Consider the following 15,696-nt stretch of genomic DNA (forward strand, 5'->3'; position numbering starts at 1 on the left):
GGCAATGGCGGTCGGCAACATCTTCCAGCAGGCCGACCACCCGGTCCTGCCGCGTCCCAACCACGACGAAAGCAGTCGGCAGGATTTCGCGAAAAGCCTGCGCGGTTACATCCAGCGGGCCGTTCTGCCCGGCCTGACGCCGCTCTTCGCGAAGACCGCGAAGGAACAGAAGGCGCAAGGCGTCGACCTGCAAAGCCGCCACGAAGTGCGGCGCGCGATGAAGTCGAAGCCATATTTCCAGGCCTATGCCGCGATGACCCGCGGTGCGCAGGAGATGATCTGGCACTCGGTTATCGACACGCTGGAGCGCGACTGGGACCGTCTGGAAGGCGAAGTCAGCGCGCGCGAAGATGATGGCGGCGCGCTGAAGCTCGACCCCGGGATGGACGTGCCGCGCTATGTCACCGCGCTCGACATCCACTGCATGCCGGGCGGCTACGATTCCGGCGACGCGGCGGGCTTTGCGGCAGGCGCGCTCTACGAACGCGGGGTCTATCTCTATTCGATGGGGTTCGGCGGGCCGTTCAATGACGACAAGGGCCGGTCGGTCTGCAACTATATTCGCCGCAATCTGCCCGATTTCAAGCCGAAGCGGATCCTCGACATGGGGTGCACGGTCGGCCACTCGACTCTGCCCTACAAGGAGCTTTTCCCCGATGCCGAAGTATGGGGCATCGACGTCACCGGCGCGCTGGTGCGCTACGCTCATGCCCGCGCCGTCGCGCTGAACCACGACGTCAACTTCGCGCAGATGAACGCAGAAGATACCGGGTTCGAGGATGAAAGCTTCGACCTCGTCGTCAGCCACATCCTGCTGCACGAAACCAGCGGCAAGGCGATGCCGCGCATCTTCAACGAATGCCACCGGCTGCTGAAGCCCGGCGGCTACATGATCCACGCCGACTTGCCCCCGTTCGACCTGATGGACCCGTTCACGCAGTTCGTCCTCGACAACGAGACTTACTACAACAACGAACCGTTCTGGGGCGCGATGCGCGAGATGGACCAAGTGAAGCTGGCGAAGGATGCGGGGTTCCCTGCCGACACCATCAGCTTCGACACGGCGCCGATGGCCATCCGCGAACAGATGGCGAAAGGCACCGGATACGATGCCGACGCCGCCGAAAAAGTCGCCAATCGCAAGTTTCGCGCAGGGGAATATGCTCCGGGTGGCGGCTGGGAAGTGCTGATCGCTCGCAAAGCGGAGGGCGCTTCGTGAGCACGCTCGAAAAGACCATTGCCGACGACGCGGGCAACCTGTCCGCCGAGGACCGTGCGTTTCTGGGCGCCGATGTCTACCGCTCGCACGCGGCGCCTGCTGCTGCATTTCGTCCCGAGACCATCGAGGACCTGAAACGCATCGTGCGCAGTGCCGCCGCCGAAGGGCTTGCCATTCACGTTCGCGGCGGCGGAGTTTCCTATACCGACGCGCACTTGCCGAAGAGCGAGCGTTCGGTCGTCATCGACACCTCCGCGCTCGATCGCATCGTCGAACTCAACGAGCGCGACATGACCGTCACGGTAGAGCCGGGCATCTCGTGGCGCGCGCTTGACGCGGCGCTCGAAAAGCACGGACTGAAAGTGCCTTTCGTCGGCACCTTCAGCGGCCTTGCTGCCAGTGTCGGCGGTACGGTCAGCCAGAACGCGAACGGCCATGGGTCCAACGCCAATGGCATCTCGGCCGAAAGCGTCGTCGCCATCGATGTCATAACGCCCGACGGCACCATGATCCGCACAGGAACGAGCGGCAGCGGCGAAGTGGAAGGCCGGTTTCGCAACTATGGCCCCGACCTTGCCGGACTGTTCATCGGCGATTCCGGCGCGCTCGGCGTCAAGACGGCGATCACGCTGAAACTGCTGCGCCGCCGTCCGCATTCGGCCACGGCCAGCTTCGCCTTCCCCGATTTTGCCTCGCTCCACGCCTGCATGTCCGAAGTCGCCGCGACGAAGGTCGAGGAAAAGAGCTTCGGGCTCGACCTCAAGCTGTCGCAGGGCCAGATCGCGAAGCAGGACGCGGGCACCGTGCTGTCGGTCGCGCGTGGGGTCTGGAAATCGTCGCCCAACGCGGTCGTTGCCGCGCGCAGCCTGATCGGGCTTGCCAAGGCGGGCCGCCGCGTGCTCGCCAGCGCGCCTTATGCCGCGCACTATATCTGCGATGGGTTCACTCCACTGGAAGCCAAGGCCAAGCTCGCCACCGTTCGCGCCATAGGCCTGAAGCACGGACGCGAGATTGCGAATTCGGTCCCGACGGTCGTGCGCGCGATGCCGTTCCAGCCGCTACACAACATGCTCGGTCCCAATGGCGAACGCTGGGTGCCACTGCACGGACTGTTCCCGCACTCGCAGGTCGCCGCCTTCGAAGCGGAATTTGCGCAATACGTAGCGAACAAGGAAGCCGATATGCAGCGCCACAAGGCGTTCGTCGGCGCCATGTTCTCCTCGATCGGATCGGGCACGTTCCTGTTCGAGCCTGCGCTCTACTGGCAGGACGAACTTATGCCCTATCACGAACGCATGATGGAGCCGGACTACCTTGCTTCGCTGCCGCGCTATCCGGCCAATCCGGAGGGTGCCGCGCTGATCGAGACGATGCGTACCGACATGATCGCGATGATGGACCGCCACGGTGCGGCCCACTTCCAGATCGGCAAGCTCTACCCCTATGCCAAGGGCCGCGATGCCGGTGCGATCGGGCTGCTGAAAGCCATCAAGGCCGAGCTCGACCCGAAGAACCTGATGAACCCGGGCGCGCTCGGCATCTGAGGGCCGGTTAGCCGATCAGCGTCTCGTCCATGGGCGAGACGAATTCGATGATCGCACCTTCGGGACTGCGCACGGAAAACGTGGTGGCTTCGCCGAAAGGTGCGACTTCGAAAGTCGACGGCTCGGCAAACAGAGTGCCACCGCGCGCTACGATCTCGCTGGCGTAAGCCTTGGGATCATCGGCCGTGATGCGCAGCGCCAGGATGCCGACATTGGGCGCGACCGCGCGGGCCGAATAGTCGCGCCCGTCCAGCCCTTCGATCTCGATCAGTTCGACCGAACCGTCGTTGATCCCCTGCGGATGGACGATGGCGACCTTGCGCAGGCACGTTTCGGCGTGTGGCATCGGAATGCCCAGCACGTCCTGCCCCGGCTCGACAAAGCCGCTCACGTCTTCGCGGACCAGCACTTCCCAGCCCAGCGTCTCGCAATAGAACTCAAGCGCCGCATCGAGGTTAGCGACCAGTTGCGTCGAATTGAACACCCGCGACAGGGCGTCGAAATCGGGCAACTTGAAGGTCGGTTCCTTGTAAGGCTGGATGATGGCCAGCATAAGCCCGTCCGGCCCCCGCGCAACGACTTGGGCGACGTCGAATTCGCCCATCTCGTAGTCAACCGGCTCCCCGAACGCGGTCCAGCCATGTTCGTTCTGAAGCTCGCGATATGTCCCGCGAACGTCGGCGGAAAACAGATCGAGATCGAAGATACCGCCGGTGTCCCAAGTGCGCTGGCTGGGGCGGATCAGGTTTTGCTCGACCCCGTGGAACTTTACCGCCCTGATGCGGCCGCGACGGTCACCGGGGGCGTGGAACAGCGCCTGTTCAATGCGCGTGCAGCCTTCGGGCACTTGCCAGGCCGCGAACTGCTCCTTCGGCGCATCGGGCAGGTCCAGCCGCACAAAACCGGCCACTTCGACCAACGGCTTCATCGCGCGATCGATGTCGAAAGTGCTGAACACGATTTCGCAGATGCCGGTCGCCGTCATGAAGTAGTCCTTGTGCTGTTACGCATCGCACTGTCGCAGCAAGGAAATCGCGCTCGTTCGCCAATCGGAAATGTAGTCGCAGGGCGGGCAGAAGGGGCATAGCCGATGGTGTGCGCGGCGGCGGTCGGCGCCAATGTCGCATGGACCGGATGATCGTAATCGGCGGCGGGATTGCCGGACTGGCTCTCAGCCTCGCTCTCCTGAAAGATGGACGCCGCGTTACGCTGTGCGAACAGGCGAGCGCATTCTCACCCGTCGGCGCAGGCATCACCTTGTCGCCAAGCGCGTGCAAGGCGCTGGCGTGGCTAGGGTTGGAAGACGGCCTTGCCCGGCTGGCCGAACCGGGATCGCCGCCGGTGCTGCGCGACTGGAGCACCGGTAACGCGGGCACCACGATGGCCGCAGTGAAGCACTTGTCCGACACACGCCGCATCTCCCGCGCAGACCTTCATGCGCTGCTGCTGGATGCTGCAGAGAAACATCTCGACTTCGAGGTTCTCACCGGATCTAGACTTTCCGGCGTCGAGCAATCCGCAAGTGGCGTATCCGCAACGATGGACGACGGGCGCGAGATCGCGGGCAGCTTGCTGTTCGGTGCGGACGGCGCACGCTCTGTCGTGAGAGACGCCGTCTTCGGCGAAGCCGCGCCCGAGTTCACGGGCTACGTCGCGTGGCGCTTCATGTTGCCTGCAGACGCTGCGACCTTGCTGCATATGGCGGGGCATGGCGCCACGATCACTGCCGGGCCCGATGCTTCGCTGACCTGTTATACCGTCGGCCAAGGCAATTTGCTGAATTGCGTCGCGATTACCCGCAGCGACGAATGGGCCGCCGAAGGCTGGAGCGAACGGGGCGATCCCGCGGCGCTCGACGCAATCTTCGCGACCGCGCATCCAGACGCGCGCGCCCTCGTCGCCATGGCGGGAGATGTCGGACTTTACCGTTGGGGCCTGTTCGACAGGCCGGTCGTGCCCCGCTGGCATTCAGGCCGCGTCGCTCTCCTTGGCGATGCGGCGCATCCGATCCTGCCCTTTCTCGCCTTTGGCGCTGGCCTCGCGATCGAAGACGCCGTCGTGCTGGGGCGAGCGCTGTCTTCGTTCCCCACAGATGAAGCGTTCGACAGATACGAAGCCGCCCGCCGCCCGCGTGCAGCCATGATCCATGCGGCTTCTCGCAAGCAAGCAGAGGCATTCGCCAAGGCCAAATCGGGCGATCTGCCGGAAAAGTCGCCGATGCTCAGCCCCGAGATTTTCGGTCATGACCCGGTGGCGGTGCCGCTCTGATCGGTCAGGAAGTGCTCGACCGCAGCGGCGACGCCTTCGGGGTCGGCAGTCGCCTGGAAGTTGCCACCCGCCGTCGTCGCGGCGGTGGCGTCGGGGAACAGGTCGACCGCCCTGCCCAGCATCTCGTGGAAGAAGTCGTCAGGTGACGTCAGCAGCAGGACCGGCAAGTCCAGCCCGTTGGCCGCCTCTGCCGTGTCATGCCGCGCCACGGCCAGATAGGCTTGCGCCCGACCGCGCCACGCACGTAGCATCGAAACGACTTCGCCGTGCAGTATCTCGACCGGACAATCGGGATTGTATTTCGCCGCGTAGTCCCAGTTTGTCTGGAGGTGTGCACCTGACCGTTCAGGCGCGATCGCATCGCGGTAACCGGCTTCGAATTCGGCCCGCTCCGCATCGGTCATGAAGACCGGCCCGGCGAGCATGATCGATATTCCGCGAGAAGGCTCCATCCTTGCCATTTCGACCGCAAGGCTTGCCCCGGTGTGATGGCCGAACAAGTGGGCCCGCTCCACCCCCAGAACGTTGAGGGCATCAAGCGCCCAGCGCGCATAATCGCCCAGCATCGGCTCCCCATCCGGATCGAATGAACCGCCGAATCCGGGGGTATCGAGAGCAATCAGGCGATTCTTGCAATCCAGCGCGCGAAGCAGCGGATCGAAGCTTCCCGCACTGCTCGCCGTCTGATGCAGGAACACGATCGGAGGGTCCGTACCCTCCCGCTCATGATAGTGGATCTGGCCATCCGAAACGTCGGCATAGCCTTTGCGAAGCGCGGATTTCTGCGACTTTGTCATGCGTTGCAAATTATCGCGTGACGAATGCAAAACGGGCAATTCTGCAGGAACTCTCCGACCTGCGAATAATTTTCAGCAAGGCCGCTTCGTCCTGCGCGGTGCCATGCATCCTTAAGCCGGTTCCGACCAGAGGGAGGTCCGGCAATTGCGGTACTTGGTACTCGATCTTGATGACATCATCGCGTCGCGGAAGACGACGGGCGGTGTCATGCAGGGCGCGAAAGTTCCGCCGATCTGCCCGCACCCTTTCGCAGACGGATCGCAAGGTTGACCGTCCGCCGCCGCTTCCACGATCTGGCCGACCGGCAGATCCATTATCGCGAAAGCGGCAAAGCGGGCGACACGCCGACACTCTTCATGCTCCACCTCCTGCCGGGCTCGTCCCTGCAACTGGTTCCGCTGATGGAAGCGCTTGGCGACAGGCACCTCGTCGCACCAGATCTGTCGGGTCTGGGAGACAGCGAGGCGGAGCCTGAACCTCTGACCATCGCGGCGATGGCGAGCGACGTTCTTGCCCTGATCGAAGCGCATGGCGATCGTCCCGTCGACCTTTACGGCACGCATACCGGCGCCTGCGTCGCGATAGAGATCGCCGCCCGCCACCCCGGTCGCGTCCGCCGCCTGATCATCGATGGCGTCCCGATTTTCGACACTGCCACGGCGGAAGAGTTCGCGGCGCGTTACGCCCCCGTGATCGAACCCGACCACGACGGCACGCACCTGCTTCGTGCGCACAACTTCTGCCGCGACCAGTTCCTGTTCTACCCCTGGTACGACCACTCGGCCAAAGCCGCCCGCGGCGGCGGACTGCCGCCTGCGGACGTGCTGTTCACCTTCGTGAAGGAAGTGCTGAAGGCGTCCGCGGTCCTGCCCGCCGCCTACCGTGCCGCCTTCACCTACCCGACCGAAGCCATGCTGGCGCAGGTCCCGCACCGGACGCTCTGCCTCGTTCCGCAATCGGACACGCTGGCCGCAGCCACGCGCAAGGCGCTCGACTGCCTTTCCAACGGCCAGCTTGCCGAAGTGCCGGGCGACGAAAGCAACCGCTCGGCCTCTGCCGCCTGCATCACCGAATTCCTGTCTTCGGAGGTTTCATGACGACGATTGCCCCCACGATGTCGGAACCTCATGGCGAAGGCGGCCTTGTCCGCGAAATGCAATCGGGCGGCTGGAAAGTCCTCGTCGCCTCGCTCGTCGGGGTGACGTTCGGGCTGTCCGCCTTGCCCTTCTACACGCTTGGCGTATTTGCCGGACCGATGGGCGCGGACCTTGGCTGGACGCGGGCGGATATCCAGTCCGGCCTGCTGTTCTCGATGATCGCGACCGTTCTGGTGGCGGGCCTGACCGGCTGGGCAATCGACCGTTTCGGTGCTCGCGCGGTTGCGCTGGCCGGACAACTCGGTCTGGCCGCGGGTCTGGCCATACTGGGGCTTCAGGGCAGCAATCCTACACTATGGAAAGCCGCATGGTTCCTGATGGCGGCAATGGCCATCGGCACGACGCCGCTAACATGGTCGCGCGGGATCGCGGCCTGGTTCTCGCAAGGGCGCGGCACGGCGCTGGGCATCGCACTTTCGGGTAGCGGGATTACCGCCATCATTGCGCCGCCGCTGGTCGGCCATGTGATCGACCTGTTCGGCTGGCGCGTCGGATACTTCGCTATGGCCGCCGCCGTTCTGGTGGTCGCGGTGCCGACGACGTTCCTGCTGTTCCACGTCCGCCCCGCCGCCGCGCCTACGTCCGAAGGCGCGCCCGTTGTCGAACCCGGTCTGACTTTCGCGCAGGCGCTGCGCGGTTATCGCTTCTGGGTCATCCTTGCCGCTTTCGCGTTGATCTCGTTCGGCATCGGCGGATCGATCCCCAACCTCGTGCCGATGCTGCAGGAAGCAGGCGTGGCCGATGCCGCCTTTTATGCCAGCATCCTTGGCGCAATGGTCATCGTCGGGCGGCTGCTGGCAGGCTTCCTGCTCGACCGCATCTGGGCCCCGCTCGTCGCGGTGATGCTGCTTGCCGTGCCCAGCCTTGCCTGCGTGCTTCTGGCCAACGACATCGCGCCCGGTCTTGCCGCCGCTCTGGTTGGTCTTGCAGGCGGCGCCGAATTCGATCTCGTCGCGTTCATCTGCGCCCGGTACTTCGGCATGCGCAGCTATGGCCGCATTTATGCGTGGCAATGGGCCGGTTTCGCCCTTGCCGCCGGCATCGGCTCCACCGCCTTTGCCGCCGTTCGCGATGCCACCGGCAGCTATCAGCCCGTCCTTTACCTGGCGGCAGTCCTGATGGCGCTGGGCGGCTGCTCTCTTCTCGCATTAGGCCGCTATCCCGATTGGGAGCGCACTCCTCAGACGTCGGGAGGCTGAACGGCCAAGGACACAAGACGTCACGCTGACCACAGGGAGGTCCCCCATGAAAATGCTATCTACGCGCTCGTTACTGCTTGCCTGTACTTTTGCTTCATTCCCCCTGACCGCGCATGCACAGGACGATGACGATTACGGTTTCGACGAAATCGTTGTCTCGGCCCAGCGTACCGATCAGCGTCTGCAGGACGTTCCGGTCAGCGTCACGGCCATCACGTCCGAAGAGATCGAAACGCGCCAGATCCTGTCGCCGACCGACATTGCGCGCCTTTCGCCGAACGTGAAGCTTGATGGCGTGACCGGCGGGTCGGCGGGCCTCAAGGCCTACATCCGCGGCGGCGGCGTGACGGACAGCGCCTTCGTCCTGTCGGAATCCGAAGTCGCGCTCTACACCAATGATGTCTACAACTCGCGCCTTCAGGCCGCGCTTGTCGACTTTGCCGAAATCGAACGGATCGAAGTGCTTCGCGGGCCGCAGGGCGTGCTTTACGGACGCAACTCGTCGGCCGGTGCGATCAACATCATCACCAAGACGCCCGCCGACGAACTGACCGGCACGGTGCAGGTCGGCTACGGTTCATGGAACGAGCGCCGGTTGAAGGGCTACCTCTCGGTCCCCCTCACCGATGATGGCGAATGGGCTTTCTCGGTCAACGGCATGATCCGCGGCCGTGACGGCGGCAAGTGGTACAACGAAACGCTGGACAAGGACGTCGGCGAAGAGGACTTCCACGGCGGCCAGTTCGACCTCGCCTACAAGGGTGACGTGGTGCAGGGACGCCTGAATGTCTTCTACCTCGACCTGTCGAGCGAGGGTCTCTACGCCAGCAACACCATGGTCGACACCTCTGGCGAGATCGTGCCGGTTTCGGGTGATTACCGGACCGTCCTGTCGCCCGACATGTCGTCGACCGACGTGAAGCAGTGGGGCACCTCGCTGACGCTCGAGGCCGAGTATCCGGGCGGCGCTCTGAAATCGATCACGGCCTATTCCGACCTTGAGGATTCGTGGTTCATCGACTTCTCTGGCGGCGTCCCGCCGACGTTCCTCGGCATGCCCGACGGCACGGCGCTTGCCCTGTTCGAACGCGGCGCGGTCGCAGACCAGTGGCAGTTCAGCCAGGAACTGCAGGGCGCAGGCTCGATCGGCGCGCTGGACTACGTGGCAGGCGTGTTCTTCTTCCACGAAAGCGCGACGCAGGTCATCGATTCCAACATCTTCTTCGCCCCGTCGCAGACGGTGTTCAATGCGACTACTGACGCATGGGCGGGCTATGGCCAGCTCACGCTCAACGTCACTGACAGCCTCGCGCTTGTAGGCGGCGGTCGCTACACGATCGAGGACAAGGACCTCGACGCGACGATAGGCGTCCTGCCCGCCGTCAACAGCGCAAGCTGGGAACGGTTCACGCCCAAGCTTGGCGTGAACTACAAGGTGACGCCGGACGTCCTGCTCTATGCCTCGTTCTCCGAAGGCTTCAAGGCAGGCGGTTACAACGGCCTAGCCTCTACCGCAGACCAGCTCGCCGCGCCTTTCCGCCCGCAAATCACCCGTGCTTACGAAGCGGGCATCAAGGGCGACATCGGCCGCACGCTGCGTTTCACGCTTGCCGGCTTCTGGAACGACATCAAGGACCGTCAGCAGACGGTGAACCTTGGCGACGGCGGCTTCCTGATCGAAAACTACGACGTTGAGATCAAGGGTATCGAGCTCGAGTTCGCGTGGCGCCCGGTCATGGGCCTGCAGATCTGGGGCAATGGCGCGCTGAACGACGGCAAGTACACCAGCACCGATTCCTCGATCGGATCGCTGCTGGCGAACGAGCCGCCCTCGCTGCCGGACTACGAGTTCACGGTCGGCTTCGATTATGCCTTCGACCTTGGCGACGGCGAAGTGAAGCTGGGTGGCGATTTCAACCGCCGAGACTTCTACTACTCAACGCCGGACAACGCAGCCATCGGCGCGGTCGAACCGATCGAGCTGGTGAACGCGTACCTCGGTTACGAGACCGGCCCGTGGAACTTCCAGGTCGCGGGCAAGAACCTGCTTCAGGAAGAAGGCTGGCAGACAGGCTTCGGCTTCTCGGTCATCAACCCGCGCTTCATCATCGATCCGCGCACCTGGCTGGCGACGGCACGCTACTCGTTCTGACCTGATCGGAACCTGATAAAAAGAGAGCCGGTCGCCCCGTGGGGCGACCGGCTCTTTCAATAGGGCCAGAGCAATGCTCAGGCGATGGATACGTGAGGGTGCGGCACCGCGTCTGGATCAAGCGCGAGGCGATAGCGATCACCGCGGTAGATCGCGATGGTGCGCGCCACCGGCTGCTGGTTCTCATCCAGGACGAGACGCTCGATCCGCATGACGGGCGCACGCGGTTCAAGGCCGAGGCGCGCGGAAATTTCCGGGCTGGCGGCTACGGCGGACACGACCTGCTGGCCTGCGGTGATGCCCTTGCCGGTACCGCGCAGAAGCTGGAGCAGCGGTTCGGTGCGAAGCTTGTCCTCGCTGACCCAATCCAGCGCCTCGATCGGCAGGATGCTTTCGATGATGCCCAGCGGTACTTCGCGGATGGATCGCATACGAACCGCGCGGACGATCTGATCACCTGCCCCGACTTTCAGCGTTGCTGCTTCTTCGGGCGTTGCTTCGACCGTTCCGTAGTCGACCAGTTCGACACTGGTTTCGCGGCCGAAGGCGATGAGAGTGTCGATGGCTCTTTCACGCCCGTCACCGCCGGTGGGTTCGGGCATGCGATAGATGACCCGGGTACCAACCCTGCGGCGGCGTTCGACAAGCCCGCTTTCGGCCAGTTCGCGCATGGCACGGCGGGCAGTGATGCGGGAAACTTCGAACCGGTCCACGATCTCATGCTCTGTCGGGACGTTCGCGCCATAGGGCAAATCGCCCGACAGAATCTGGTCCCGAAGGGCCGAAAAGATCTGGTAGTAAAGCGGAAGGGCGGCCGCCCGCTGAACTCTCGCCGCGTGTTTTCTCAAGCGTCTTGCTCCCCCATGCAGATGCTATCCTTCAATGATGGACGGGCCGGCTGCAACACTGCATCCGGCCCGCGCTGTTGATATCGCCGATCAGGCAATCGGCTCCTGTTCCGGTTCGTCCACGACAGGCGTGGTCGCTTGCGGATAGCGTCCGCCGATCTTGTAGAAGCTGATGCACAAGGCATTGCAAGCAAAGAAGAAGACCGGAAGGATCGCGAAGCTTATGTAAAGTGCATTCACGGCCGTTTCGGGCTGTTCGATGATCTGGCCGCCGGTCGTGGGCACATAGTTCGCCCAGCTGAGGTAGATGCCCACCGCGGCAACGCCCAATGCGAAGGTCGTCTTCTCGACCACTGCGATCACGCTGGACAGGAGGCCCTCACGGCGCAGCCCGGTCACCTCGCGATCGTGGGCCAGCGTGTCGGCGAACATCGAGATCGACAGCAGGATCATACCGCCCGCGCCCCAACCCGCCAGCGCGCCGCGCCAGACGATGCCGAAGACGGTTATGCTCTCATCCGCGACAAGCCAGCTGAGCGATCCGATGGCCATCGTGAACAGGCCCACCATGTAGGCGTTCCGCTTGCCCATCTGCCGTTCCATCCAGAGCCAGAACGGCATAGAGATGGCAGACGCGATGTTCTGCGCCAGCGCAAGCTGCATCTGGCCGGTATAGCCGACGAGCAGGACGTTGAGTTTGAACAGCAGGCTGGTCGTCGCCATGCTGGCAAAGGCCAGGAACTGGAAGATCTTGGCACCTACGATGAGCATGAAGGGTTTGTTCGCCCACATCAGTTTAAGCGATTCCAGCGTCAGCGTCGGCTTTTCTTCCGACACCTCGATATGCGGCGCCTTTGATGTGCCGAAGAACGAGATGACCATGGCCGACAGGATGATCAGCGCCATCGTCCAGCCCATGATCATATAGCCGCGTTCGTCACCGCCGCCGATGTCGATCAGGAATGCCGTGCCCGCCATCGCCAGCGTCTGGCCGATCGACACGAACACCGTGCGGAACGACAGCAATCGCGATCGCTGGTACTTGGACCCCGTCATCTCCGACGGCATCGCCATGTAGGGGACGTTGAACAGCGAATAGCCAGTCGAATAGATGACCAGCGCGATAAACATGTAGATCGCGATGTGATCCTGCCCGATCTGGGGCGGAGAGAAGATCATCAGGAACGAGATCGCCGAAACCAGCGCGCCGACCAGAAGATAGGGACGGCGCCGGCCCCAGCGCGAACGCGTGCGGTCGCTCATCATCCCGATCACGACGTCTGCGAAAGCGTCGTAAAGCTTGGAAAGCATCAGCAGGTAGCCGGCGATCTCGGTGTTCTTGCCCAGCACGGTCGACATGAAGGCCGGGAAATAGGCCGTGACCGTGTTGAGCATGATCGAGACGCCGATCGTGCCGATGCCGAAACCGAGACAGACCGAAAGCGGAAGCTTCGGGTCGCTCGACCCGTCGGGATTTAGGGGCCGTGCGTTCATGAATGCGTCTCCTGAAGGAACCGGGCGATGGCCCGGGCCTTGTCCTGGGGGGCAGATGCAACTTCAACCGTGGTGCCGGCGGGAACGAGCGCGGCGAGCTTGTCGACCGCTTCGTTCAGGACCGCCAGTTCGCGTTCCGCCTTCATGAACAGGACCGGCCCCTTGATGTCGGACAGGCGCTCCGTCGCACGGTAGCGGAAAGCAGCAATGTAGGGCTTGGCGTAAGTATCCAGCGTCTTGAGCACGTCGATCGCCGCTTCGTGCAGGATCTGCGCAGGCGGCATGAAACCGGGCAGCCGGTGTTCAGGATCGCGCATGAAGTGCGGGAAATAGATCGCCTGATCGCGTACGAAGTGGAACGCCCAGACCATGTGCGTGCCATGGTCGTCGGGCTTCACCTGCGGCGCGTAGTTTTCGATGACCTTTTCGCGAAGGTCGTCTTCGTACTCCTTGATCCCGTCGAGGAACGTGGCCTCGATCCTGTCGGGAAAGGCCGCAGCCAGTTCGCAGGCGATGCGGGCACCGGTGTGCGATCCGTAGACGGCGAACTTGTCGATGCCCATCGCATCGGCAAGGCGCACTACGCTGTCCGCAAAATAGGCGATGTCGGGCTCGTCGCCGACGGGCGCAGGGGAATCCCCGTTGCCAAGCGTATCGGGGGCATGGACAGTCCGGCCTGTCGCTTCGCATATGGCCGCGGCCAGCGGCACCATGAACCGCGAAGAGGACGGAGAGGCGTGCAGGAGGAAGATAGGGGGGGAATTATCGTCCCCCTGCACCGACCGAAGGTGAACTTGACCTTCGGCAATACGAACGAAACGGCGTTCGGCCTCTCCGCCCGAGGCAATCACGCCGCGATACCCAGGTGGTCGCGCAGCGTTGTGCCCTGGTAGGATTTGCGCAGCAGGCCGCGCTCCTGAAGCAGCGGAACGACCTGCTGGCAGAACAGTTCGAGCTCGTTCGGCATGAAGCCCGGCTGCAGCGTAAAGCCGTCGCAGGCCCCGGCGTCGATCCAGGTCTCGATACGGTCGGCCATCTGTTCGGGTGTGCCCACGAAGATAGCGTGTCCGCGCGGTTTGGTCGCATATTCGCGGCAGTGTTCGCCCAGCGTCTTGCCGGCTTCCACGCTGGGGGTCAGCATCCCGCGGATCATCCCTGCCGGGAATTCGCAGGTCGCGCAGATCTCTTCGATCGGGATCGGGCCGTCGGGGTCATGCACCGTCAGGTCGTAACCAATCGATTCACTGAGATATTCGATGCATAGCGGCACATCGGCCAGTTCGATCATGCGTTCATGCTTGGCCTTGGCCGCTTCCTCGGTTTCACCAAGGACGAAGGCCAGACCCGGCATGATGATCAGTTCATCGGGGTTGCGGCCCTTTTCGGCAGCGCGGCGGCGCATGTCGTCGCGGAATTCCTTGCCTGCCTCGATCGTCGGCGCAGGGCAGAAGATCGCCTCGGCGCAGGACGCTGCAAACTCGCGGCCGTCCTCGGACTGACCGGCCTGCACGAAGACAGGACGCTCCTGCGGCGAAGTCGGCATGGTGAGCGGGTTCTCGATCTCGAACCAGTCGTTCTTGTACGCGCCCTCGGCCTTGCCGGCAGCGGCCTGCCAGTGGTGGCTGGCCGTATCGACGAAACCGGCAGCGCGCTTGTAACGAAGCGACTTTTCGAGAAGCTCGTCCTCGCCGAAGTTCCACGACGAATTGGGGTGCGCGGTGGTCACGATGTTCCAGCCAGCACGGCCATCGGTAACATAGTTCAGCGATGCGAATTTGGCGGCGACTTCGGCCGGTTCGGCATAAGTCGTGCTGACCGTGGCCACCAGGCCGACATGCTTCGTCACCGAACCCATCGCGGCCAGAAGGCTGAACGGATCGAGCGTCGGGATCGCGAGGCGGCCCGGCGTGCGGCCTGCGGCGTCGCGGCCCTGCAGCTGGTCACCGAAAACGATGGCGTCGAAACAGGCGTCGTCGACCATACGGGCGACGCGCTCGTAATATTCGCGCTCGAACACGCTGGCAGGCTGCGCCTTATCGTCGCGCCAGCCACCGGGGAAGAAGCCGATGCCCTGCAGAAAGGCCCAGAGGTGGACGCGGCCGTTTGCTTCCTTGCTCACGAGAGGGCTCCTTCAACATAGGCATTCGCGGGCTTGTCGAGGCCCAGAGACTGTCGCGCGGTCTTGGCCGAAGCAGCGGGCTTTGCCGCTTCTGCCCGCAGCGCGGTCAACGCGTCGAGAGCGGCCGGACCGGTAAGGTGCAGACCATTGGCCGTGCCAGCGGCAACTGCCGCCTTGGCATCGGCCAGCGCAGCGGCATCGGAAGCATCGACGCGGATCAGCTTGATACCAGCGTCATCGCCGGCCAGCGAGGCAACCGTACCGATCGCGATATCGGCCTTGGTCTCGGCTCCGCTGACGGTATCGACGTCACGGACGAGGACCGGATAGCCCTGCGGCGGGCGCGCAGCGTTGAGCGGGCCCATCGTGCTGTAGAACTTGCCGCGATAATCGACGCGGCGGACCTTCGTGCTGTCGAGGTATTCGCCCGACTGCTTGTCGATGATCAGCGCGTCCTCGTCCCAGCTGTCCCAAAGGGCCTGCGTGGCAAGGATGAAATCGTCGGTGCGGGCAACCAGATCGGCATCGTCGCGCGTTTCGCCATAGGCTCCGTCGAATTCCGCGCCGTTCGTGGCAATCGGCATCCAGCCAACGCGGCCTGCGCTTAGGAAGTCGACCGCCGAGAGGGCACGTGCGACGTGGAAGGGCACGGCGTGCCCTGCGGGAAGACCGGCAACGACGCAGGGCGTGCGCAGGGTGCCCGTAATCCACGAACTGTCGACCAGCGCTTCCAGCTTCGGCGGCAGGATCGCGCCGTCATCGCCTTCGGCCGCGAGGATCACGACGTCCGGCTCCGCCGCCTCGATGGCGGCAGCGCGCTGCTTGAAGGCCGAGATAGTCTCACCGCCGGGTCCGGCGCCGGCAATATCGAGACACATGGACAAGAACATGGTGTGCT

13 protein-coding genes are annotated in these 15,696 nt (G+C 63.7%); 6 read left to right on the forward strand and 7 right to left on the reverse strand.

What is annotated here, in order from left to right:
• Positions 1-4: 4 nt before the first annotated feature.
• Positions 5-1,219 carry a class I SAM-dependent methyltransferase gene (locus KIH45_RS04745; RefSeq protein WP_213174862.1) on the forward strand — a complete coding sequence of 405 codons (1,215 nt, stop codon included), beginning with the start codon at positions 5-7 and terminating at the stop codon, positions 1,217-1,219.
• Positions 1,216-2,763, forward strand: a complete 1,548-nt coding sequence (locus KIH45_RS04750) for an FAD-binding oxidoreductase (RefSeq protein WP_213174863.1) — start codon at positions 1,216-1,218, stop codon at positions 2,761-2,763. The genes KIH45_RS04745 and KIH45_RS04750 overlap by 4 nt, the downstream gene beginning before the upstream one ends.
• A gap of 7 nt (positions 2,764-2,770) precedes the next feature.
• Here the strand turns inward: KIH45_RS04750 and KIH45_RS04755 are convergent, their stop codons facing one another.
• Positions 2,771-3,748, reverse strand: coding sequence for a VOC family protein (locus KIH45_RS04755; protein WP_213174864.1), 978 nt, complete (start codon positions 3,746-3,748; stop codon positions 2,771-2,773).
• 140 nt (positions 3,749-3,888) lie between these two features.
• On the opposite strand from KIH45_RS04755, the gene KIH45_RS04760 reads away from it, so the two are divergent.
• Positions 3,889-5,031, forward strand: a complete 1,143-nt coding sequence (locus KIH45_RS04760) for an FAD-dependent monooxygenase (RefSeq protein WP_213174865.1) — start codon at positions 3,889-3,891, stop codon at positions 5,029-5,031.
• Here the strand turns inward: KIH45_RS04760 and KIH45_RS04765 are convergent.
• Positions 5,004-5,828, reverse strand: a complete 825-nt coding sequence (locus KIH45_RS04765) for an alpha/beta fold hydrolase (protein ID WP_213174866.1) — start codon at positions 5,826-5,828, stop codon at positions 5,004-5,006. The two genes, KIH45_RS04760 and KIH45_RS04765, sit on opposite strands and share 28 nt — an antisense overlap.
• Positions 5,829-6,095: 267 nt before the next feature.
• Here KIH45_RS04765 and KIH45_RS04770 point away from each other — a divergent pair, with 267 nt between their 5' ends.
• The 3 genes from KIH45_RS04770 to KIH45_RS04780 are packed head-to-tail and all read left to right on the forward strand — an operon-like array spanning position 6,096 to position 10,337.
• The gene (locus tag KIH45_RS04770; RefSeq protein WP_213174867.1) at positions 6,096-6,926 is read left to right on the forward strand and encodes an alpha/beta hydrolase; all 831 of its coding nucleotides are present in this window, start codon (positions 6,096-6,098) and stop codon (positions 6,924-6,926) included.
• A complete protein-coding gene (locus tag KIH45_RS04775) occupies positions 6,923-8,185 on the forward strand; it encodes an MFS transporter (RefSeq protein ID WP_213174868.1) in 1,263 nt (420 codons plus the stop codon). The genes KIH45_RS04770 and KIH45_RS04775 overlap by 4 nt, the downstream gene beginning before the upstream one ends.
• A 46-nt stretch (positions 8,186-8,231) precedes the next feature.
• On the forward strand, positions 8,232-10,337 hold the full coding sequence (locus tag KIH45_RS04780; RefSeq protein WP_213174869.1) for a TonB-dependent receptor: 2,106 nt from the start codon (positions 8,232-8,234) through the stop codon (positions 10,335-10,337).
• A 77-nt stretch (positions 10,338-10,414) separates the two neighbouring features.
• Here the strand turns inward: KIH45_RS04780 and KIH45_RS04785 are convergent, their stop codons facing one another.
• The 5 genes from KIH45_RS04785 to KIH45_RS04805 all read right to left on the reverse strand — a co-directional run bounded on the left by KIH45_RS04785 (position 10,415) and on the right by KIH45_RS04805 (position 15,688).
• Positions 10,415-11,185 carry a GntR family transcriptional regulator gene (locus KIH45_RS04785; protein WP_213174870.1) on the reverse strand — a complete coding sequence of 257 codons (771 nt, stop codon included), beginning with the start codon at positions 11,183-11,185 and terminating at the stop codon, positions 10,415-10,417.
• Between the two features lie 90 nt (positions 11,186-11,275).
• Positions 11,276-12,679: an MFS transporter gene (locus KIH45_RS04790; protein WP_213174871.1), complete on the reverse strand. Its 1,404-nt coding sequence runs from the start codon at positions 12,677-12,679 to the stop codon at positions 11,276-11,278.
• Positions 12,676-13,530, reverse strand: a complete 855-nt coding sequence (locus KIH45_RS04795) for an alpha/beta fold hydrolase (RefSeq protein ID WP_213174872.1) — start codon at positions 13,528-13,530, stop codon at positions 12,676-12,678. Before KIH45_RS04795 ends, KIH45_RS04790 begins: the two co-directional genes overlap by 4 nt.
• Positions 13,527-14,798: an NtaA/DmoA family FMN-dependent monooxygenase gene (locus tag KIH45_RS04800; RefSeq protein ID WP_213174873.1), complete on the reverse strand. Its 1,272-nt coding sequence runs from the start codon at positions 14,796-14,798 to the stop codon at positions 13,527-13,529. Before KIH45_RS04800 ends, KIH45_RS04795 begins: the two co-directional genes overlap by 4 nt.
• A complete protein-coding gene (locus KIH45_RS04805) occupies positions 14,795-15,688 on the reverse strand; it encodes an LLM class flavin-dependent oxidoreductase (protein ID WP_213174874.1) in 894 nt (297 codons plus the stop codon). Before KIH45_RS04805 ends, KIH45_RS04800 begins: the two co-directional genes overlap by 4 nt.
• Positions 15,689-15,696 lie beyond the last annotated feature (8 nt).

The sequence above is a fragment of the Croceicoccus gelatinilyticus genome, assembly GCF_018398395.1.
Lineage (GTDB): Bacteria > Pseudomonadota > Alphaproteobacteria > Sphingomonadales > Sphingomonadaceae > Croceicoccus > Croceicoccus gelatinilyticus.